This is a genomic window from Methanobrevibacter sp. (assembly GCF_017447225.1).
GTDB lineage: Archaea > Methanobacteriota > Methanobacteria > Methanobacteriales > Methanobacteriaceae > Methanocatella.
The window spans coordinates 11,872-33,034 of the sequence record NZ_JAFSNZ010000003.1; the positions used below are offsets into that span (position 1 = coordinate 11,872).

At 35.2% G+C, this 21,163-nt stretch carries 19 protein-coding genes; 8 read left to right on the plus strand and 11 right to left on the minus strand.

Going from position 1 to position 21,163, the window contains the following annotated elements; translation table 11 throughout:
- Nucleotides 1-160: 160 nt before the first annotated feature.
- A complete protein-coding gene (locus IJQ68_RS00100) occupies nt 161-3,088 on the plus strand; it encodes a hypothetical protein (protein ID WP_292795346.1) in 2,928 nt (975 codons plus the stop codon).
- 27 nt (nt 3,089-3,115) lie between these two features.
- On the opposite strand, the gene IJQ68_RS00105 is transcribed toward IJQ68_RS00100, so the two are convergent.
- The 7 genes from IJQ68_RS00105 to IJQ68_RS00135 all read right to left on the minus strand — a co-directional run bounded on the left by IJQ68_RS00105 (nt 3,116) and on the right by IJQ68_RS00135 (nt 11,488).
- Nucleotides 3,116-5,038, minus strand: coding sequence for a cation:proton antiporter (locus tag IJQ68_RS00105; protein WP_292795349.1), 1,923 nt, complete (start codon nt 5,036-5,038; stop codon nt 3,116-3,118).
- A 125-nt stretch (nt 5,039-5,163) separates the two neighbouring features.
- The gene (locus tag IJQ68_RS00110; protein WP_292795352.1) at nt 5,164-5,775 is read right to left on the minus strand and encodes an orotate phosphoribosyltransferase-like protein; all 612 of its coding nucleotides are present in this window, start codon (nt 5,773-5,775) and stop codon (nt 5,164-5,166) included.
- Between the two features lie 8 nt (nt 5,776-5,783).
- Nucleotides 5,784-6,743: a Gfo/Idh/MocA family protein gene (locus IJQ68_RS00115; protein ID WP_292795353.1), complete on the minus strand. Its 960-nt coding sequence runs from the start codon at nt 6,741-6,743 to the stop codon at nt 5,784-5,786.
- 14 nt (nt 6,744-6,757) lie between these two features.
- The gene (gene hemC, locus IJQ68_RS00120) at nt 6,758-7,627 is read right to left on the minus strand and encodes a hydroxymethylbilane synthase (RefSeq protein ID WP_292795355.1); all 870 of its coding nucleotides are present in this window, start codon (nt 7,625-7,627) and stop codon (nt 6,758-6,760) included.
- 155 nt (nt 7,628-7,782) lie between these two features.
- Nucleotides 7,783-9,183, minus strand: coding sequence for a coenzyme F430 synthase (gene cfbE / locus IJQ68_RS00125; protein WP_292795357.1), 1,401 nt, complete (start codon nt 9,181-9,183; stop codon nt 7,783-7,785).
- Nucleotides 9,184-11,037 (minus strand): bifunctional NADP phosphatase/NAD kinase, encoded by a 1,854-nt coding sequence (locus tag IJQ68_RS00130; protein WP_292795359.1) that lies wholly within the window; start codon nt 11,035-11,037, stop codon nt 9,184-9,186.
- Nucleotides 11,038-11,041: 4 nt separating this feature from the next.
- Nucleotides 11,042-11,488, minus strand: coding sequence for a pyruvoyl-dependent arginine decarboxylase (locus tag IJQ68_RS00135; protein ID WP_292795361.1), 447 nt, complete (start codon nt 11,486-11,488; stop codon nt 11,042-11,044).
- A 44-nt stretch (nt 11,489-11,532) separates the two neighbouring features.
- Between IJQ68_RS00135 and IJQ68_RS00140 the strand changes: the two genes are divergently transcribed.
- From IJQ68_RS00140 to IJQ68_RS00155, 4 genes are all read left to right on the plus strand, one after another.
- Complete coding sequence (locus IJQ68_RS00140) at nt 11,533-11,865, plus strand: hypothetical protein (protein ID WP_292795363.1); 333 nt, start codon at nt 11,533-11,535, stop codon at nt 11,863-11,865.
- A 97-nt stretch (nt 11,866-11,962) separates the two neighbouring features.
- Nucleotides 11,963-12,352: a translation initiation factor IF-5A gene (locus IJQ68_RS00145; protein ID WP_292795366.1), complete on the plus strand. Its 390-nt coding sequence runs from the start codon at nt 11,963-11,965 to the stop codon at nt 12,350-12,352.
- Between the two features lie 32 nt (nt 12,353-12,384).
- Complete coding sequence (gene speB, locus IJQ68_RS00150) at nt 12,385-13,254, plus strand: agmatinase (protein WP_292795368.1); 870 nt, start codon at nt 12,385-12,387, stop codon at nt 13,252-13,254.
- On the plus strand, nt 13,255-14,076 hold the full coding sequence (locus tag IJQ68_RS00155; RefSeq protein ID WP_292795371.1) for a 4Fe-4S dicluster domain-containing protein: 822 nt from the start codon (nt 13,255-13,257) through the stop codon (nt 14,074-14,076).
- 2 nt (nt 14,077-14,078) lie between these two features.
- On the opposite strand, the gene IJQ68_RS00160 is transcribed toward IJQ68_RS00155, so the two are convergent.
- Nucleotides 14,079-14,351 (minus strand): winged helix-turn-helix domain-containing protein, encoded by a 273-nt coding sequence (locus IJQ68_RS00160; RefSeq protein WP_292795373.1) that lies wholly within the window; start codon nt 14,349-14,351, stop codon nt 14,079-14,081.
- A gap of 155 nt (nt 14,352-14,506) precedes the next feature.
- Between IJQ68_RS00160 and IJQ68_RS00165 the strand changes: the two genes are divergently transcribed.
- Both IJQ68_RS00165 and ade read left to right on the plus strand, forming a co-directional pair.
- Nucleotides 14,507-15,727, plus strand: coding sequence for a TIGR00300 family protein (locus IJQ68_RS00165; protein ID WP_292795375.1), 1,221 nt, complete (start codon nt 14,507-14,509; stop codon nt 15,725-15,727).
- A 1-nt stretch (nt 15,728) separates the two neighbouring features.
- Nucleotides 15,729-17,444 carry an adenine deaminase gene (ade, locus tag IJQ68_RS00170; protein WP_292795378.1) on the plus strand — a complete coding sequence of 572 codons (1,716 nt, stop codon included), beginning with the start codon at nt 15,729-15,731 and terminating at the stop codon, nt 17,442-17,444.
- Here the strand turns inward: ade and IJQ68_RS00175 are convergent.
- Nucleotides 17,441-18,067, minus strand: a complete 627-nt coding sequence (locus IJQ68_RS00175; RefSeq protein WP_292795381.1) for a DUF447 domain-containing protein — start codon at nt 18,065-18,067, stop codon at nt 17,441-17,443. The two genes, ade and IJQ68_RS00175, sit on opposite strands and share 4 nt — an antisense overlap.
- A gap of 94 nt (nt 18,068-18,161) precedes the next feature.
- Between IJQ68_RS00175 and IJQ68_RS00180 the strand changes: the two genes are divergently transcribed.
- A complete protein-coding gene (locus IJQ68_RS00180; RefSeq protein WP_292795383.1) occupies nt 18,162-19,169 on the plus strand; it encodes an SIS domain-containing protein in 1,008 nt (335 codons plus the stop codon).
- Between the two features lie 124 nt (nt 19,170-19,293).
- Here the strand turns inward: IJQ68_RS00180 and IJQ68_RS00185 are convergent, their stop codons facing one another.
- Nucleotides 19,294-19,887 carry an Hsp20/alpha crystallin family protein gene (locus tag IJQ68_RS00185; protein WP_292795386.1) on the minus strand — a complete coding sequence of 198 codons (594 nt, stop codon included), beginning with the start codon at nt 19,885-19,887 and terminating at the stop codon, nt 19,294-19,296.
- 76 nt (nt 19,888-19,963) lie between these two features.
- Nucleotides 19,964-20,995: an NOG1 family protein gene (locus tag IJQ68_RS00190; protein WP_292795388.1), complete on the minus strand. Its 1,032-nt coding sequence runs from the start codon at nt 20,993-20,995 to the stop codon at nt 19,964-19,966.
- Nucleotides 20,996-21,163: the final 168 nt, after the last annotated feature.

Genomic DNA, 21,163 nt, shown 5'->3' on the forward strand with positions numbered 1-21,163 from the left:
TATCTTTTTTTCTAATTTAATTATCAGTGAGTATTTCTTACCATATCTGTTATTTAATAGTATTCAAGTTTAAATATAAAATTCAAGATATGGAAGTATATAGTATTTCTAATAATATTATTGAAATTTTAAGGAGGTATTATTTATCAACAAAAAAATCATGTTTTCTCTGATTTTAGTCCTGTTGATATTATCAATTGGCGCAGTTTCTGCAAATGATAATATTTCGGAAAATGAAATTTCTATTTCCGATTCTGATTTTATTGGCGCTTCATTTTCTGATTTACAGACTATAATCAATGAGGATACGGGCGGTGAAATTAATTTAACTGAAGATTATACCTATAGCTCTTCAGATGGAGTCATATCTATCGATAAACAGATAACAATCAATGGTAATAGTCATATAATCGATGCCAATGGAGCATCATCAATATTCAATATTACAGGCTCAAACATTATTCTAAACAATCTGACCATAACTAATGTCAACATCACAACCGGAAAAACGAATGCTATTTTATGGAATGGTGATAACGGTCAGTTAATTAACTGTAATATTTCAAACAATTATGTTTCCCAGTTTTTAGGAGCAATCGTTTATTGGAATGCTACTGGCGGTTTAATTGATGAGTGTACTTTCACTAACAATGACTTGTCAAGCAATCAGGCATCAATATCATATCCAGTATTGTGGTTTGGTGATGACGGAGTAATATCAAACTCCACGTTTATTAATAACTCAGGAACCGTTAACGGCGGAGCTGTCTTTTGGGGTGGCGGAGCTGACAATGGTTTGATTTATAACTGTACTTTTATCAATAATACTGCATGGTATGGTGGTGCTGTCTATTGGAATGGTGCAAACGGTACAGTTTCAAAATCTTATTTTGAATCTAACAGTGCAATATCTTATTTAAGTAACCAATTCCAGGGAGGAGCTATTTACTGGTACTCTCAAGATGAAAACGGATTAATAACAGGTTGTGTGTTTACTAATAACACTGCAGCAAGCGGTGAGGCAATAGCTATTGGAAGTGACACCTTTTTAACTTTGGAAAATTCCGTTTTCATAGGCAATGACTTGAATAATTCAAACACTGTAAATGCTACTACTGACACTGCTTCCGCTATGGCCAATGGTAATTGGTGGGGCAATACAATTGACAATCTAATAGAATCCCCAAATACTGGGGGTAATGTAACTGTAGACAATTGGTTATTCCTGAATGTCACTGCAAATCCTACAGAAATTTACGTTGGCAAGAATTCAGTAATTACTGTTGACCTGACACATATAGTTGATAGTGAAGGTTCAATTTCACAAGCGGAAGACTATGAATTGCATGATTCAGATTTGTATGTTGTGGATGTAGTTGGCGGAAGCGTTAACGAAACAGTTATCTCATTTACAAACGGCAGTGCAGACATCAATTATATTGCAGAAGAAATCGGCAACGGATCTTTAACAGTAAATCTTTTAGGTCTTGATTTCACATTCGATTTTGTAATCAACATTTCTTCATTATATGTATATGCTGATGATATCTACATCGGTCAGAATGCAACAGTTTATGCAGTTTTACCGTCCGATGCAACAGGAAATGTATCAATAATTATAAATGATAATGAAACTTTTATTATAGAGTTAACATCAGGAAAAGGCAATAGAACAATCTCTAATCTGGAGATTGGAAATTACACTATTTTCGGATATTACGAAGGTGATGATGTCAATCCTGAAAGTAACTATACAAATACTTTCAATGTTTTATCAAAGATAACTGTCGATATAGATGCAAATGACACTACAACTTATGAAAGTAAAGGTTTATCATTGGATATAATTCTTTCAGAGGACATAACAGATAATGTGACTGTCATTTTCGATAATTCCACATACACTGTTGAAATCGTTGAGGGCACTGGTGTTTATACTAATTCCAATATCTCTGCAGGAGAATATGAACTTAATATTTACTATGCTGGTGATTATAAATACGAATCCGCTAATGCTACAGTAAACATCACAGTTCTTGAATCTGAAGGCGTTACATTAACTGCTGATAATTTAACGAAGTATTATAAAAACTCCAAAAAATTTGTTGTTAATTTAACTGATAGTCAGGGAAATCCTATTTCAAACCAAAGCATTCAGATAACTATAAATGGTGTTGGTTATAACCGTACAACTGATGATTCCGGTTCAGCTTCCATTGCAATTAATTTGGCTGCTGGAACTTACGAAACTGCTGTTTACTATGATGGCGGTGATGGAACATACGACACTGCGGATATCAATCGTACAATAACAATACTTACCACAGTCAACGGTACTGATGTTACTAAAGTCTTTAGAAATGCTACCCAATATTATGCAACATTCAGGGATAGCGACGGCAATTATCTGGCTGATGGAGCTGAAGTAACATTCAATATTAATGGTGTGATGTATACTCGTTTGGTTAATGGCAGTGAAGGAAAAGCCAAGTTAAATATTAACTTAAATAGCGGTACATATATTATCACAGCTATCAACCCTAATACAACCCAAATGAGTTCAAATATCATCACAGTAACCGGCAAAATTGTGGAAAACAGTGATTTAACAAAATATTACAAAAATGATTCACAATATGTTGTACGTTTAGTTAATGATGACGGAACTTATGCCGGTGCAGGAGAAGTTGTAACATTCAATATCAACGGTGTATTCTATAATAGGACCACCAATGAATCAGGTTATGCGAAATTAAACATTAACCTATATTCTGGAGACTACATTATTACTGCAGAATATGGGGGTTATAAAGTCTCAAACAATATTACCGTATTGCCTATATTATATGCAGAAGATATTGAAATGAGCTATAAGGACGGAACTACTTTTGACGCCAAACTTCTTGATGGCAAGGGTAATCTGTTAGCCAATGAAACTTTACAGTTTAATATTAATGGTGTATTATATGATAGGGTAACTAACTCTTCAGGTGTTGCAAGTTTAAATATTAACTTAATGCCTGGTGAATATATCATTACTTCATCATATAATGGATATAATATCGCAAACACTATAAAAATCAATTAGAGGAATTATTTTCCTCATTCTTTTTTTTTAAAACTCAATAGCATCAAAGAAATTATTTATATCGTATCTTTGTCCTGTAAATAGGATGATGTCATCTTCCAGGAACTGGAAATCACGGTCAATATATATTATAGTATCATTGTCACGGATTACACTTGTTATTGTCAGATTATTTTCTTCAAATGGGAAATCGCTTATATGAGCATCATTATAGACTCTTACGGAATCAAGTTCAACTTCAGTGAATGAATTGCTCAGGTATGCTGATACGTCCTCTGAGGATACGCTACGGAATGCGTCGTAGTTGTCTGATCTTAAATTGTTGACTGCATCAGCTATTTCGTCCATGTCTTTGTTGTAATAATCCATGATTCTTGTAAACATTAGGATACTTGTTTCAAACTCTTTTGGAATTACTTCGTCGGCTCCGGCTTCAATAACCTCTTCGATATTTTTCAGGTATTTGGTTCTCACGATGATGTGGATATCAGGGTTCAGTCTCCTTGCAGTATCGATTGTTTTAAGAGTACCTTCATAGGTTGAAGCAGATATGACGATACACTGTGCACTGGTTACTCGAAGTTCCTTTAAAACACTTTCATTTGATGCGTTACCATATATAATCGGAACACCTAAAGCCTGCTGCTGTTCAACCACTATAGGGTTCATGTCAACTGCAAGCATAGGAACTTTGAACTGGTTAAATGCCTTTGTCATCTGCTTTCCGATACGGCCCATACCAACCAGAATAACATGGTCTTCAATAGGTTGTTCGTCCTCTATCTCTTCAGGAAGTGATGTTAACTCCTCATCAACCTGGAAATAGCTGATTTTTGAGAATTTTTTGATAATTTTTGGAGTAAGCTTCTGCAGGAAGGGTGTTGATGACATCGTCAAAATGCTCACTCCTAAAAATATGGAGAAGAATTCGTTAGTCATTAAACCATATTTCATTCCTTCATTCGCAAGGACGAATGAAAATTCCCCAATCTGGCTTAAAAGGATAGCTATTGAAATTGAAATTTTTGTCGGAAGCTTCAGTGCCATGCCCGTTATCAGTGTTGCCGTAAAGTTGATTATAAGAATTATTGCTGTTAAAAGCAAAATAATGCCTATGTTGTACAGAAATAGGTGCAGGTTAACCATCAATCCGATACTGATGAAGAACAAACTCATGAATACATCCTGGAACGGCTGGATGTAACCTAAAGTCTGGTGAGAATATTCCGTATTGGAAATGAGCAGTCCGGCAATGAACGCACCAAGTTCTGGTCCGATTCCAATCAGGCTTGTTGCAAATGTTGTCCCCATACAGATGAATAATGTCAGAAGCATGAAGAGATCTCTATTTTTGGTTTTGGCCGCATCTCTTAAAGCCAGCGGAATAAACCATTTTGCTCCAATGAATATTAATACTGCCAGACCTACCAGCTTAACAATGACTTCAGGTATTGTGTGAAGTTCAATTGTCTGACCGCCAAGAAGCGGCGTAAGCAATATGACGATAATTACTGCAATGTCCTGGAATATCAAAATACCTAAAGTTACTCTTCCCTGAATGGAGTGGGTCAGGTGTTTCTGCTGCATTATCTTCATCACGATTGCAGTACTTGAGAATGATACCAGAAATCCTAAAAAGATTGCGCTGTTCAGGGCAAGTCCCATTGCAAGACCTAAAAATGTTATTAAAATAGTTGTGATACTAACTTGCAGTATACCTCCAATCAGTGCATAATGCTTGATTGCAGAAAACTTCTCAACTGAAAATTCCAGTCCTATAATGAATAATAAAAATACTACGCCCAGCTCTGATAATGTTGAAATCATACTTGTATCGTTAATTACATGTCCAATAACGATTCCGGTAATGAATAAACCAATCATGGTGGGTAATCTAAGTTTATTAAAAATTAAAAGAACTATTACTGCAGTAATTAAAATCACTGCCATATTTTGCAATAATAAAATGTTCATAATTTTGAGATTCCTTAAAACTATTGTTATAATATCTGTTTTTGATATTATATAAAGTTTGAATAGTTAATGAATTAAAAAAATAGAGTTAAAGTAGATATTTATAATCTACTTACTTTAATTAATGATTCAATAGGCACTTCTTCGATTTCAGAAAGACCTGCTTTGTCAATCAATACGGTAACACAGGTAGGTTCTCCGCCCTGGTCTTTAACGGTATGGATAACTTCACGTACAGTTTTTCCGCTGGTAATGACGTCATCCACAATAATGACTCTTTTGCCTTCAACAGATCCGAAATTAGTACTTATTGTACCTTCGTCATCGGTTTTGTCCTGGTCTTTTCTATGTTTGTTCGGGTGGAAAATAGCTATTGAAGTGTCGATTCCGGTCATATCTTCAACGTAATCAGCCATTGTTGTTGCAAATGGAACTCCGCTAACTGCAATTCCCAAAACAACATCTGCTTCACCGTGTGATAAAGCCAAGTCACTTAAAGCACCTGAAACATAGCTTAAACGGGTTGAATTTCCGCCGATACTTTTCCAGTTGATAGCAAAGTCTCCTGGTGATTCGGCTTTCACTTCATCGACTTTCTGAAGGGTCAGCCATCTTGCGGTGTCCATACTTACATTAAGTTCGTCAGCTATTTCTCCGGTTGTAAATCCGTGCTGTCTAAGTTCTTGAGCCTTTTGTATTAATTTATTTTTCATAAATATCCCTATTCCTCAAGTTCATCTAAACTGATTGGTCTGTGTTCTTTAGATGATTTGTTCGCTGCTATTACCATTTTAAGAGCTTTAAGTCCGTCTTCACCAGTAATTTCTGGTTCTTCTTCATTAACAACAGCATTTAAGAATGATTTTAATTCACCTTTGAGAGGTTCTTCATGCTTGATTTGAATATCCTGTGCAAACTTACCGTAAACATCAATGCTCTGTTTGATATAATCTACAGAGATAATACCGTCAGTTCCTGTAAGTTCGAGTTCTCTCCTTTTATATGGTGTTAACCAGTTAACTTCGATAATACCTGTTGATTCATTGTCGAAACTTACCATGATTTCTGCATGATCTTCAAATTCACAGTCATCCAATATGCTGTTCATTGTACCGTAGACTTGAGTAATGTTTTCTTCAAACAGGTAATTCATTATATCTAAATCGTGAATAGCTAAATCTATTGAAACACCTACATCTTTTATTCTAGGTGGGAGTGGCCCTACTCTTTTAGCGAATGCAGATACTATGTCTCCAATAACTCCATCATCAATAAGCTCTTTCGCTTTTTGAACAGCAGGATTGAATCTTTCAACATGTCCTGTTGCAAGAATTACGCCAGCTTCTTTTGCAGCAGCAATCATTTCTTCAGCTTCTTTTAAAGTAAATGCGATTGGTTTTTCAACTAATACATGTTTTTTATTTTTTATAGCTTCCATTACGACCGCATGATGGAAAGTAGTTGGAACACAAACACTAACCACTTCAATTTCAGGATTTGCAAGTAGTTCGTTGTAATCGGTGTAGCCTTTTGCACCATATTTTCGCTCAATTTTTTTAAGTGCCCTTTCACTTACGTCTGAAACAGCAATCAAATTAGCTTCTTCCATTTTATGGTATACACGGACATGGTTTTCACCCATCGCCCCTACTCCGATAACTCCTACATTAACAGTTCTCAATTTAATTCCTCCACTTAAACATAGTCCTCGAATACTCTCCCAATCTTACTACCCAATTCAATTGCATTTTTAATTGAACCAGTTTCAGTTTGTTCTTTTAGGATTTCTCCGTCTCTTGTTAGTAATATTGAGTAAATATTAAATTTTTTATCTTTCATTTGTGCTATTGAACCGATTGGCCATTGACAGCCAACTCCTAATTCCTCTAACACTTTTTTTTCTGCAAATGCTTCCTGCATTGAAGTATAATCATTCAGTTTTGATATGATTCCTTTTTTATCAGAATCTTTTCTGGTAATTATTGCTAGCGCTCCTTGTCCGGCAGGGGGTGTAATGTAATCCACTGGAAATATAGTTTTGATATGTTCGGTCAAACCTAATCTTTTCAGTCCAGCTTCTGCCATTATTGTAGCATCCAAATCACTTTCAAAGACTTTATTAACTCTTGTTTCAATATTTCCTCTTATTGGTTTGAGTTCAAAGTCTTTTTCGTAATGATTGCAGAATGCTTCGCGTCTGAGACTGCTAGTTCCTAGTTTGGAGCCAGGTTCTAATTCGTCCCAGGTCTTATCGGAAATTAATACTTCACGTGGAGATTCACGAATCGGAACAGCCACAATCTCTAAATCTTCATCTAATTCTGTTGGCAAATCCTTAAAACTATGTACGGTAAAATCTACTTCTTCATCTAAAAGCGCAACATCCAATTCTTTGGTGAAAAGTCCTTTTGAATCCATATTGTACAATTGGGAAGTGGTGATTTTATCTCCTTTCGTTTTAATGATTTCCAGGTCAATTTTTTCTCCAGTTATCTTGGATAGGTCTTGACATACTTGTTTTGTCTGTGCAAGAGCTAATTGACTTCCTCGTGTTCCTACTATCAAATTTATCTCTCCAATTTTTTAAAAAGCATTGCAAAAAATTTTTTATTTTTTCTTTATTTTGCATATAAGTTTTAACTTATAACTTATTAAAAATTTACACAATATATTCTATTTTTAATTATAATTAAATGTTTCAATTTTTAGTTAAAAAAAGATTACCTTTTTGATAGTTTTCTATAATCAGACCTATAAATAAAGAGTAAATTTTTATTATTTTCAAAAGCCAGCTCATAAACTTTATTATAATCTTCAATAAATCTGACTTTTTTGCTGATTTTATTCAAAATGCTTTTACCAACTTCTCCTGTCAGAATTATTTCTTCATCTAAATTATCAATTAATTTGCCAACGGTATCCTCATCTATTTCCTCACAGGTTATTCCATAATCCCCGCCAATTGAAATAAGGTAATCGGATTTATTTTCAAGCATATTAATGGATGCTTCAATGGCTTTTGTATTGATTCCTGGATTTATCTCTTCAATAATGACCCTATTTCCAATAATGCGTTTATTTGTTCTTCCTGGAATTCCTTTATAATTTTCAAGTCCGTTAATTATTTTATCTTCATCAATATTGAGGGATAATGCCACTCCTACAACTCCTAAAACGTTTAAAACATGGTGTGGGCCTGGAGCAAATGTTTTTATTGTGATATCTCCATTAACTGATTTTTGATTTTTTGTACTGATATTTCTGAACTTAATGTCAATGACTGTTTCATCAAGAGAATAATTAACATTACTAACGTACAGGTTTGCAGTTTCATCATTGATGCTGAATGAATTGACTGCAGGATGTTTGATGTCATTATAATACTTATCAAGGGATTCCTTTTCACACCAGACAATATTACAGTCGAATACCTGTTTTTTTGCAATGCTTGCTCTAGACCTGTTTTTTGCTATCGGATAATCTTCAACAATATTTGTTAAAAGACCCACATCACCGATGCCACATGCACCAAGTGAACTTTCAAAAATGGCACAGTTATATATTCTGTCCTTGACTTCTCCACCGCAGACAGGATTTGCTAATTTATATGCCAGATCAACACTTTCCTTTATGTTTGCAGGTGTTATTGAAATATTTTTCTGTAAAACTATCTCTTTTCCGTCCTCATAAATAAGAGCACCTAAGCTGGATAGAATCAGTGGGTTTTTATCCATCAATATTTCCTTAAGCATGAATGCGCAGCTGGTTTTTCCTTTGACTCCGGTGATTTCAATCTTGTCGATGTCATCTCCCCATCCGTTTAAAATTTCCCCAATCGCTTTGTGGTGTGTTGTGAATGTGTAGTTTAGGGAAGGGTTGTATTTTTTTATATCTTCATGCGTTAATGGAAGATGAATCGGGTAAATTACTTTCAATTCACCTTCAAATTCTTTTAAATCTTCCAGCTGAATTAATTTGATATTATAAACTTCAAGCATTCTTTTATCAATGCCTTTTAAAGTGTTGTAAATGTCATAGCAGTAAACTTCATGTCCCTTTTTTGCTAGGCTTACTGCAATCTTGACTCCTCCGTGAGTTAAATCTATCACGAGCGTTTTCATCTATAAACACCTGGAGTCCTTATTGATACCGCCTTCTTTCAATTTATCTTTAACTTTCTCGTAGAAGTATTTGCTGCTTGTTCTGATAAAGAAAACATCTTTGTATGCTTTTTTGAATTTGATTTCTTCAAGATAATCTGCTTCTTCATTGATTTGTCCGTCCATAACGAATACCGCACTCTTACCTTTTTTAAGCAATTTTACAGTTATTTCACTGTTGTCTGATACGATAAACGGTCTTGCGCCTAACTTATATGGGCAAATTGGTATGATAATGAATCCTTCAAGTTTCGGATCAACAATAGGTCCTCCTGCAGACATTGCATAAGCTGTAGAACCGCTTGGTGTGGATATAATTAGTCCGTCAGCCCTCACTTCTTCAATGGTTTCTCCATCCACCTGTATTTCGAAGTGCAGCATTTTTGCGGGCTTGTTTGTCATTATAACCACTTCATTCATTGCAGTGAACTCATGATTTTCGTGGGAAACGGCCAATTTTGTTCTTTTTTCTTTGTAGTAATCGCCTCTAAGCACAGCATCCAATGCATTGAATGAGTCTTTAACTTCAATATCTGTTAAGAATCCGACAGTTCCCATATTGATACCGAATAATGGAGTTTCCTCTTTAAGTTTTGCCTGTGCCCTAAGCAATGTTCCGTCACCGCCTAAAACAACCGCCATGTCACATCTGAATTCATTGATGTCCTTTGATAGTTTTCTGAAGTCCATGTTCAGGTTCAAATCCTTTAATGATTCGGCCATTTCCGGTGATTCCTTAATTACCTTGGCAATAATTTTTTCAAGTTTCGGATTTTCCTTCAGTTCTTCCAGCTTGACGGCCAGCTGTTTGTCGATTTCAATTTCAACGCCGTTAGTCAAAAAGTAGTCTGTAAGTTTTGCTGAAAACAAAATTGCTTTTGCCTGGTCAATACGGCTTACAATACCGACTTTTCCAATAACATCTGCCTGATTGTCATTTAAGATATTGATTATCTGTTTGTGAAGGATTTTGTTGTTTGCAGCTACTACAATAGCCTTTTCATGGATGCTTAATTTGTTGGTTAACTTTTCTCCGTGTTTTGTGGTGATTATTGCTCCTGCCTCTTCAACGATTAGCTTGGATGCTGCAATATCAATTATTCTGCTTCCCCTTAAATCGAGAAATGCATCATATCTTCCGCTTGCAACATAGGACAATTCTAATACTACAGAACCTAATACTCTCATTCTTCTTGCATTGTCCACTAACTTTGAAGCGGATGATGTTCCACTCTTGGTAAATCCTCCTAAGGTCATTTGGCTGATGTTTACGACTTTGCTTGGATGAACTCTTTCATTGTTTAGCCAACATCCTTTGCCTTTTTCAGCTTCAAAAAAGTTACCGTTTCCGAAATTGCTGATAAAACCCAGTTCAACATCATCTAATGTGGCCAGTCTTCCTTCAGGAACATTTGCAACAGCTATTGAAATTCCGTATGCGGGAATTTCTTTGATTGCATTGCTTGTACCGTCAATAGGATCAACTAAAAATATGAATTTAGGTCTTTCTTCCTCAGGAATATCGTCACGCCTTAGTTCTTCAGTTAAATTGATGCTTCTTTTTGTTCCTTTTCCAAGTTTCAGTTCTCCAACTTCTTCACTGATTATGTATGATAGCACCGGTGCGTTTTTTAGGATGTTAATCAGTTCATCTTCTGCTATGATGTCAATATATGATGTTGGTGTTCCGTCTGCACCTATTTTCACTTTTTCGCCGGATTCCGGTTTCCCGACATATGGCCTTATTGCCCTACTCACTTCCTTTATTATTTCGTAAGCCAAATCTGTAGCTATCTTTTTATCTTTAGCATCCATACTATCACTCTTCTAAATAAACAACTGAAGCTACAACAGAAGCGATTTTATCAACAGTTGTTGTAGCCACTTCAACTATCAATTCATTTATTTCAACATCACGTTTTTCCATCATGTATGTGACCATGAATTCCGCTTCATCAATCAAATCGTTTTTATTCTTGTTTATTCCGGTTGTTTCAACAACGCAGCCCAATTCATCCCCAATAGCTACCGCCACAACTGCAGTTATCACATCTCCGGGATGGTCTGAAGTAATCTCTGACAATACACAATTGACCATGGAACCCGCTTCAAGTTCAGGCAATTCCTCAATTTCAGCATTTCCCGCAAGCATGCTTGACACTTTAATCAGATTAACATCACCAATTCCCGCATCGCTTAACGCATTGTCAAATGCATTCAATTTTGTAGGTCCTTCATCTTTTCCACTAACAATAGCTATTTTCATTTTATCACTAATTTTATTATATACTTTTTAACTAATATATGATTATGATTTTAAATAAATATGTTTCATTAGTAATTACGGGAGTTTTATTTTTAATGCTAATGCTTTTATTATCATCTATCGTGTTGATAGTCAATCCTGGAATGAATATAGTTTATTCAGGTATTATTATAATCGCATTCGTCTTTATTTGTAGAGCTTTCTACAATTACCTGAGAAATGATGACCAATACAAAAATACAAGAAAAAGATCTTCCGATATCAAAGGAGAGTCCTATATAAGCAAAGGTGAAAACGATATCAAAAAAGTATTCATAATAATTTGGGTTTTTTTAATGACAATCCTTCTGGCAATTTCAATGTATTTGGTTGCTTAAATCGAATACTTTATATAAAATTGTTAATATAATTATTATTAATCTAAAATAATACTTATTATAGATTATAAAATCTGGAATTTATGGAGGAAAATTAATGTCAACTAAAGTTGTAGAGATTAAAACATTAAAAGTCGGTAAATATATCGTATTAGATGGAGAAGCATCTAAAATCACTAGTTTAACTACCTCATCCCCTGGTAAACACGGGGCTGCTAAAGCAAGATTAGAAGCAGTAGGTATTTTTGATAACCAAAAAAGAAGTATCGTTAAACCTGTAGATACTAAAGTGGATATTCCTATCATCGATAAAAGAGTAGGTCAGGTATTATCCATCCAAGGTGACAATGTTCAGTTAATGGATATGGAAAGTTACGAAACCTTAGACTTACCAATGCCTGATGAATTAAAAGACCAAATTACCGAAGGTATCGAAGTAGACTACATCGTAGCTTTAGGTAATATGAAAATCATGAGAACTAAATAAGTTCTCTACTTTACTTTTTTTATAGATATATTATGCTATTGAATACTTACGAACCGTGGAAATTCGCATTTTCTGCAGAAACTGATTTTGAAAATATAAAAAAGGGTTCATATGGCATAATCGGTGTTCCGTTTGACAGTACCACGTCCTATCATTCAGGTTCAAGGCTTGGGCCTGTCGTTGTTCGTGAAGCGTCATACGGCTTTGAAAATTATAACATTAACTTCAACACTTCTCTGGATGCAGTTTTTTATGATTTCGGTGATGTTAACGTTGTTCCTGGAAACTGCAGGGCAACATGTGAAATCGTAGAGGATACAGTAAATGAATTGTATGATTTGGGCATAAAGCCGATTACTATTGGCGGAGAGCATTCAGCTTCAATTGGTGTAATCAAAGCATTGTCCGAAAAGTATGATAAACTGACTGTTGTGCATCTTGATGCTCACAGGGATTTGGCATTTGAATTTATTGGTGAAAAGTATTCTCATGCAAGTGTTATGAGAAGAGCTCATGAGTTTGGTGTCGATTTGGTTCAGATTGGTATAAGATCTTCTTCAAAAGATGAGGAAGACTTTGTAAAATCAACATATAACATTCAGACATTTAAGAACAAGGACGTTCACCGTCATATGGATGCCGTTGAATATTACCTGACAACCGTTGAAACTCCAATCTATTTATCCATTGATATGGACGTTTTGGACCCGGCTATTGCTCCTGCTGTGGGAAATCCTACTCCTGGAGGATTGTTCACAACAGAAATTGAGGATGTCATCAAGGCATTGTCATATAAGGATGTTGTTGGAATGGATGTTGTCGAAACGGCAAGCGACAGATTAGGCGACAGCACTGCTGTGGCGGCAGCAAAAATAATTTATGACTTCTTGTCTTTGATTTAAATGAAGCTTAAGGCACCCATCATTATTGAAGTTATTTTTTTATTAATCGGATTTTTAATTTATTTCATATCCGGCAATGACTTCTATATCTATAATTTCGTATATATCGGAACAGCACTAGCAATAGGTATCGGTTTGCTTTCCAACGGATATAGGTATGGACGTAATGTTGTAATGATTGGAATCGGCTGTTATATCCTGATTTTTTTAGGAATAATAAATCATGAAAACATGCTGATGTCCGGTTTCTGGTATTATCTCTTTTTGGGAGTATTTGAAGCTGCCGTAATACATTTTCTGGTAGCAAAAATCATCGGACCCTTCCTTTTCGGACGTGGATGGTGCGGTTACGCATGCTGGACAGCAATGATTCTTGATTTGCTTCCTTATAAGGTACCCCAAAGTCCCAGAAAAAACTTCGGTTATGTTAGATATGTACTTTTTATAGCTATATTGTTCTTTGTTTCAGGATTATTCATATTAAATGTATCCAACCTGGAATCAATCATATATTACACATTCATTGTCGGTAATGTTATTTATTATGTTTTAGGAATTTCTCTAGCATTCATATTAAAGGACAACCGTGCTTTCTGCAAATATATCTGTCCGATTACAGTATTCTTGAAGCCAACAAGTTACTTCTCTTTGTTGAGGGTGACTGTTGAAGAGGACAAATGCATCAGCTGCGATAAATGCCTGAAAAACTGTCCTATGGATGTGGACATGCTTAACAATTCACGAAAAAGGGAAAACGGCACTGAATGCATATTATGTATGGAATGTGTTAGAAACTGTCCTTCCAACGCTTTGGATTTGTAAAATTAGTATTCGTCTTTGACTTTATTAAGATAATATGTTCCTTTGTCTGTAATGCTGTAGAATCTGTATCTTTTATCTTCTTCATTAAGACAGACGACTAATTCAGCATCTTTTAAGGTTTTTAAATATTTGGAAACATGGTTGCTGTTGTCCCCAATATCCTTGCTGATTTTGGATGGTATTTTATCTTCAAATTCTAGAGATTTCAATACTTCAACTCTCTTTTTAGAACGAAGTAATAAAGATATTACTCTCATATCATCTTTCATATCCATATTACTATATTGCTTTCATCTTATTTTTATTATTTCGTATATGCTATTAGCATGATAATAGCATTATTTTTATTTTCACGATATGGATTTTTCAATAGCATTAAATATTTCATTAACCATATATATTTATATTAACTATATTGGAGCAAAATATTATGAATAAGAGAACTATAAGCCTTTCAGGCCATATTATTGACTCATTGACATTAACTAAAACAATGGCGATAATTATGGACAAAGGCGGAGAATTTGATATATTAGAAATTGATGTTGGAAGAAAAAAATCAGATATCAGTAAAGCGAAAATTGAAGTTTCTGCTCATTCTCCCGAATTATTGGAATCTATTTTAGATGAATTGTCTGTTCTTGGTGCGTCAATCGATGAACTTAAGGAAGTTCAGCTTGTTGCATCCACAAAAGATAAAGTTGCTCCTGAAGGTTTTTATTCTTCATCTAATCATACAACCCATATTTTCTATAAAGGAAACTGGATTCCTGTAGAGGATATTGAAATGGACTGTCTGGTTGTTGTTGATGAGGACAAGAATCGTGCTTTTGTAAAACCAATAGCTGATGTCAAATCAGGCGATAAGATTGTTGTCGGTTTGGATGGTGTCAAGGTCACGCCTCCTCACAGGTCAAGAGATGAACAGCAGGTATTTGAATTCATGAACAGTGAAGTTTCATCCGAAAAGCCTTTAATGAACCTAATCAATGGTATTGCTAAGGAAATGAAGGAAATTAAGGCTCGCGGTGGAAAAATAGGCATAGTCGGAGGACCGGCTATCGTTCACACGGGTTCAGGCAAATATCTCGCATCCTTGGTAAAAGACGGATATATTGATGTTATCATGGCTGGAAACGCTTTGGCCACTCACGATATTGAATCCAATCTCTTCGGAACATCATTGGGTATTGAAGTTGAAACCGGTAAGATTGTTGCACACGGCCACACTCACCATATGAGGGCAATAAACAGAATCAACCAATCCGGTTCTATCAGGGACGCTGTTGAGGACGGAACCCTTACAGGCGGAATAATGTATGAATGTATAAAAAACGATGTTCCATTTGTTCTTGCAGGATCCATTCGTGATGACGGACCTCTTCCTGATGTCATAACAGACACTGCAGAGGCACAAAAGATAATGAGAAAATATGCTCAAGAAGTTGACATGGTAATTATGATTGCTACAATGCTTCACTCAATCGCAACAGGCAATCTACTCCCTTCAAGAGTTAAAAGTATCTGTGTGGATATCAACCCATCTACAGTTACCAAACTGTCCGATAGGGGCAGTGCGCAGGTTGTTGGTATTGTTACAGATATCGGTACATTCCTGCCACTTCTTTACAATGCATTAAAAGATGATTAAAATGACATTTACAGCTTATATTTTGGATGTTTTAACTAACTCAGTTTATCCTGCAAGAATCACTGTCGAAAATGGTATTTTCAAACAGATTGTTCCAATAATTGTCGATGGTGAAATTAAAGTCGATGTTGAAGGCCTGATGCTTCCGGGTTTCATTGATTCACATATTCATATTGAAAGCAGTATGCTCACTCCTGCACAATTCGCAAAAATTGCTGTAAGGCACGGTACTACTTCTGTTGTATGTGACCCTCACGAAATAGCTAATGTCTGTGGAATTGAAGGAATTGAATTCATGATAGAAAATGCATCTCATGTTCCTTTGAATTTCTATTTTTCAGCGCCTTCATGTGTGCCGGCAACTTCATTTGAAACTTCCGGTGCTGTTCTGGACTCTGATGACATTGAATTTTTACTTAAAAAGGATGAAATTGTCGCTCTTGGGGAAATGATGAATTTCCCTGGTGTTCTCAGCGGTGATGAGGAAGTTTTAAGGAAACTGGAACTGGCCAGGAAATATGATAAGCCTATTGATGGTCATGCTCCATTGCTTTCCGGTGAAGAATTGGATAAATACCTGGAACAATATATCATCACTGACCACGAATGCAGTAATTTCCATGAAGCTATTGAGAAAAAGCAGAAAGGTATGAAAATTATGGTTCGTGACGGGTCATCTGCTAAAAATATGGAAGCTCTATTTGATTTCTCTGAACGTATTGCCCATCTGAAAAATCAGGAAAGTTTCGGAATAATACCGACCGAAGTCTTAGAAAGAAGAATTCATTCACCAATCTTTGATTTTATTGTAAGTGATGACAAGCATCCTAACGATTTGATTAATGGTCATTTAAATAAATCAGTCAAAAAAGCAGTTGAACTGGGCATTGATGTAATCAAAGCTATTGAAATGGTAACAATCAACCCTGCTTCCCATTATAATCTGGATGCCGGAGCTATAGTAACCGGTGCAAGAGCGGATTACATAATCATAGATAACATAATAGACTTCAATATATTGAAGACTTATGTTGCAGGAGAATGCGTTTTCGACGGGGAAAATGTGCTTTTTGACGTTCCAGAAGCAGAACTTGAAAATTCAGTCAAAGCATCTAAAACAAACGCTTCTGATTTTGATGTATTATATGATGGGGATGAATGTGAAGTCAATGTCATAGAATGCTTCAACGGTGAGTTATTAACCCAAAAAACCACTGCAACACTGAAAGTGAAAGACGACAAAGTAATGCCTGACATTTATGATGATGTCTTAAAAATAGCTGTTGTGGAAAGATACGGCAATAATAATATAGCTAATGCTTTTATTAAAGGATTCGGTCTTAAAAAAGGAGCTATAGCATCATCCGTTGCTCATGATTCACATAATATTATTGTAGTAGGTTATGACTCAGAAGAAATGGCCGAGGCAGCAAATGCAGTAATTGAAAATAAAGGGGGAATAGCTGTTGTAAGCGAAGACTTCAATGACTCATTGGCTCTCCCAATCGCCGGACTTATGAGCAATGAGGATGCATTTGCAGTTGCTGAAAAATTGGACGTGCTTCACAGAATGGCATCAGCTCTCGGCTGCAAGCTGGACTCACCGTTCATGACCATGGCATTCATGGCGCTTCTGGTGATACCTTCCATAAAAATATCTGATAAAGGCCTATTTGATGGTGATAATTTCGAATTCATGGACGTTATCATTAATTAGATTTCAAAACCTTTTTCATTTAATTTATTTTTTATATTGTCCATTGCCTCTTTATCTTTTTTGGATCCCACTTTTCTTATAACTCTAAAGGCTTCATTTAAGGAATCCAAATAATACTTTCTCTGATTATCATCAGCGATATCTATTCTTGACATATACACCAGACTTTCCAGAACATGTCCGAAAGATCTGTTGTAGACTTTCACAGGATTATTTATAATCAGTTCAACAACATCTGCCTTAATGACGATGGCTTCTGACTTTTTCTTAATCGGATCGCTTTGCTTTACAGCCTCTTTCAGGCTTGTTACTTTACATTTGAAATAACAGTCAATATCCTTAATGGAATTGTCCTTGGAAAAATCCTCATCCTGAAGATTGTCAAGCAAAGACCATGTGAAAAGAAGAGGATCCTGTGAAATATTAACGGTGAATTCCTTTTGTGAGATTATATTGTCCAGAGTTCTGCTTCCTTTAAAAATACGGCACATAACATTATCCTTTCCTCTGCAGATAACACCGATTGGTGCGGCATTGGGATTTCCCCCAGCATCTTTCGTTGTAATTATTGTTTCGTATTGCTGGCCTTTAAGCATTCCGATTTCTGATAAATCAATTGTCATTAATAATAAATTAAACTTCATTTTTAAAAAAACTTTTTATATTTAGAAAAAGAAAGTATATACATTATTAAAAAATTAAAAGGAGTTTTTTTTCATGAACTACAAAATGTATGATGAAATGATGGAACAGCCTGATTCACTTAGAAGAACTTTTGAAAGTGAATTATCCACCATGGACGAAGTTTCCCAACTGGTCAAAAAAGCAGATAAAGTATATCTGGTCGGATGCGGCAGTTCTATTTCTACATGTTATAGTGTTAGAGATGCACTTAGAATGTCTACTTCAATGAATATAGAAGTATTTTCAGGTTATGAATTCAATTACAATAAATTTTTACAGAAAGGAGAAAATTCACTAGCAATATTCACTTCACAATCTGGAGAAACCGCAGATACATTATCCTCTCTCAGACGTGCTAATGAATATGGCATACACACTGTTTCAATTTCCAATGAACCGGATAGTTCAATGATAAAAGAAGCTAAAACTCCTATTGTTACAAGATGTGAAACTGAAACAGCAATTCTCGGTACAAAAACCTATGTGACCCAAATTGCATGTCTTTACCAGATACTCTTTGCAGCATCTGATTATGAAAATAAAGACCAGCTATTGGCTCAGCTAAAAGAAATTCCGGACATCATAGAAGAACTGCTTAAAACAACAGAAGAAGACAATAAAAAATTAGCTGAAGAATTTAAAGATGAAGAAATCTTCTACTGCTTAGGAAGCGGTCCTAATTTCGGTCTTTCATTCAAATTGGCAATGACAATGCTTATGGAAGGAGCTATCAAGCATGCATGTCCACTATACTCCGCCGAGTTCAGACACGGTTTAATTGAACGTGCTGAAAAGGATGTTCCTATTATAATATTCGATTCTGACTTTGAATCTGATGAAATTACAAGAAAAGCAATTGAATTTTCCAAAAATCTCGAGCTTAAAACTATCATATATAATTTAAGCGATTATGCTGATGTGGATAAATTACTGTCTCCGTTAGTCTATGTAGTTCCACTGGAATGGTTTGTCTACTACTTGGCACATTTCAACGGTGAAGATCCAGGTGCTACAAGACACATCGGTAAGGTCAGATACTGATTTTAAAGTAGATTCAATTCTACTTCTTTTTTTATTTTTAATCATGTTAAAAGAATGTTTAATGTGGTTAGTAAAGATTTTGAATAATAAATGAGTTATAAAAAAAGAAATTAAAACAGTAGATTTACTCTACTGTCACTTTATGTTTTGGTATAATTAATTTTGGAATAGTTATTAAAATTACTCCGGTGCTGTATTTTGCTTTGATTTTTTCCACTTCAATGCTGTTTTCAAATCTTACAGTTTTGGAGCATCTTCCTGTAGTTAACTCGGATGCGATGATTTTAGCATCTTCAACGTCTTCTAATTCTTCAACAAATGGTTTGAATGTAGCGGTGATTACAATGTCATTGTCACCAGCTTCGATTTCAACTTCATCTTTTGAAAGACCAGGAACTGCAACTTTCAAGTAGTAAATGTCGTCAGCTTCAACTAAATCCACAGCCAAATTGCTTACTGTAGCGTTTTTGTATTCGTTGATTTTATCATCAGCGTATTTTTGCATGTTTTTGAGGTTTTCTTTTAACTCATCAATGGTTGTGTTTAAGTCGTTGACGAATTTTTCAGAATAAACTTTACCTTTTTCTTTTCTTTCTTCGTATTTCTCTTTTTGTTCGTTGATTTTTTCATCTACTTTTTCTTCAGCTTTTTCCTTTTTTTCATGGATTTTTTCTCTTCTTTCATTCATTTTTGTTTCAAGAATGTCTTCTTCTACCATCTTTTTCACTCCTTATATACTTAATTTCCTATATGTTTGATTAATTAATTATCAGTTCAAATATATAAATATTACCTTAATAATAATCTAATTCCTCTTCATCCACTTCCTGCGGGGTCCTGTCTATCTTTTCAATGCCGTCAATAATCTCATTAATCTTGTCTATTCCGTCACCGTCAAGCGCTGAGATGAACAATGTATTTTCCGGATTGTCTACGAACTGATTGATATAGTCTTCATCCTGTTCAATATCCATTTTGTTGAAGAGATAAATTATCGGTATTTCACCAAATATCTTTTCAATCTGTTTTAAAAGATTATATTGGCTTTCCAGGTGGAAACCGCAGGTTTCAGATCCGTCAAAAATAAATAATATTGCATCAGCCAAATGTTCCAGTGCAACTATAGCGTTCATTTCAATATCATTCATTTCAAGAACAGGCCTGTCCAGCAATCCTGGCGTATCAATGAACTGTATGCTTTTCCAGTGTCTTTCGGTATGACCTATCTGAATTCCCTTTGTTGTGAATGGATAATTTGCAACTTGAGGGTCCGCACCGCTGATTTGTCTTAGCAATGTTGATTTTCCCACATTAGGAAAACCTGCAATAACGATTGTTGTTGCATCAAAGTCAATTGTCGGCATGTTTCTGAGGCTGGCTTTGGCGAAGTCCAGAAAGTCCAGATCCTTTTCGATTTTATTTACAACGGACGCAATCCTTCCATATGCTTCCCTTTGGATGGAACTTGCCTTTTCGGAAGGATTTCTTTTAAATTTGTTTGAATATTCCCTTTCAAGCTGGGCTAAAATTCCGTAAGCCCAGTTAAGCGCACCCAATGCCTGTTTCATGGAGTCCACACCTACAGTTATGTCAATGTAATCCTGATAAAATGGATGAAGTTCTTCAATTTCCGGAACTGCATCAAGAATTGATTTTAACTTGTCTTTCATTACCTGACATGCAGTAACAACTCTTCTTTCTTCAATTTTTTTACCCTTTAAATGTTTAGGGATTTTTTGTGTTCTTAATAAATCAGCCGCTTTTTTTCCTCTGCTGAATCCCTTGTCTAAAATTTCATCGGGGGTTGGTATCGTTGGTATCATCATTTATATCACTTTAAATTATCAGTTTTTCTCTCAACCTTTCTATACTATAGTTTAGATTTGGCAGGTTAATTAAATTTGTGGATAAGGTTGTGATATTTCAGTAGGTATTAACTTTTTTACATGTTTACCTTACGGAACCGATCGGCGAGGGTCGGTTCCTCTATATAG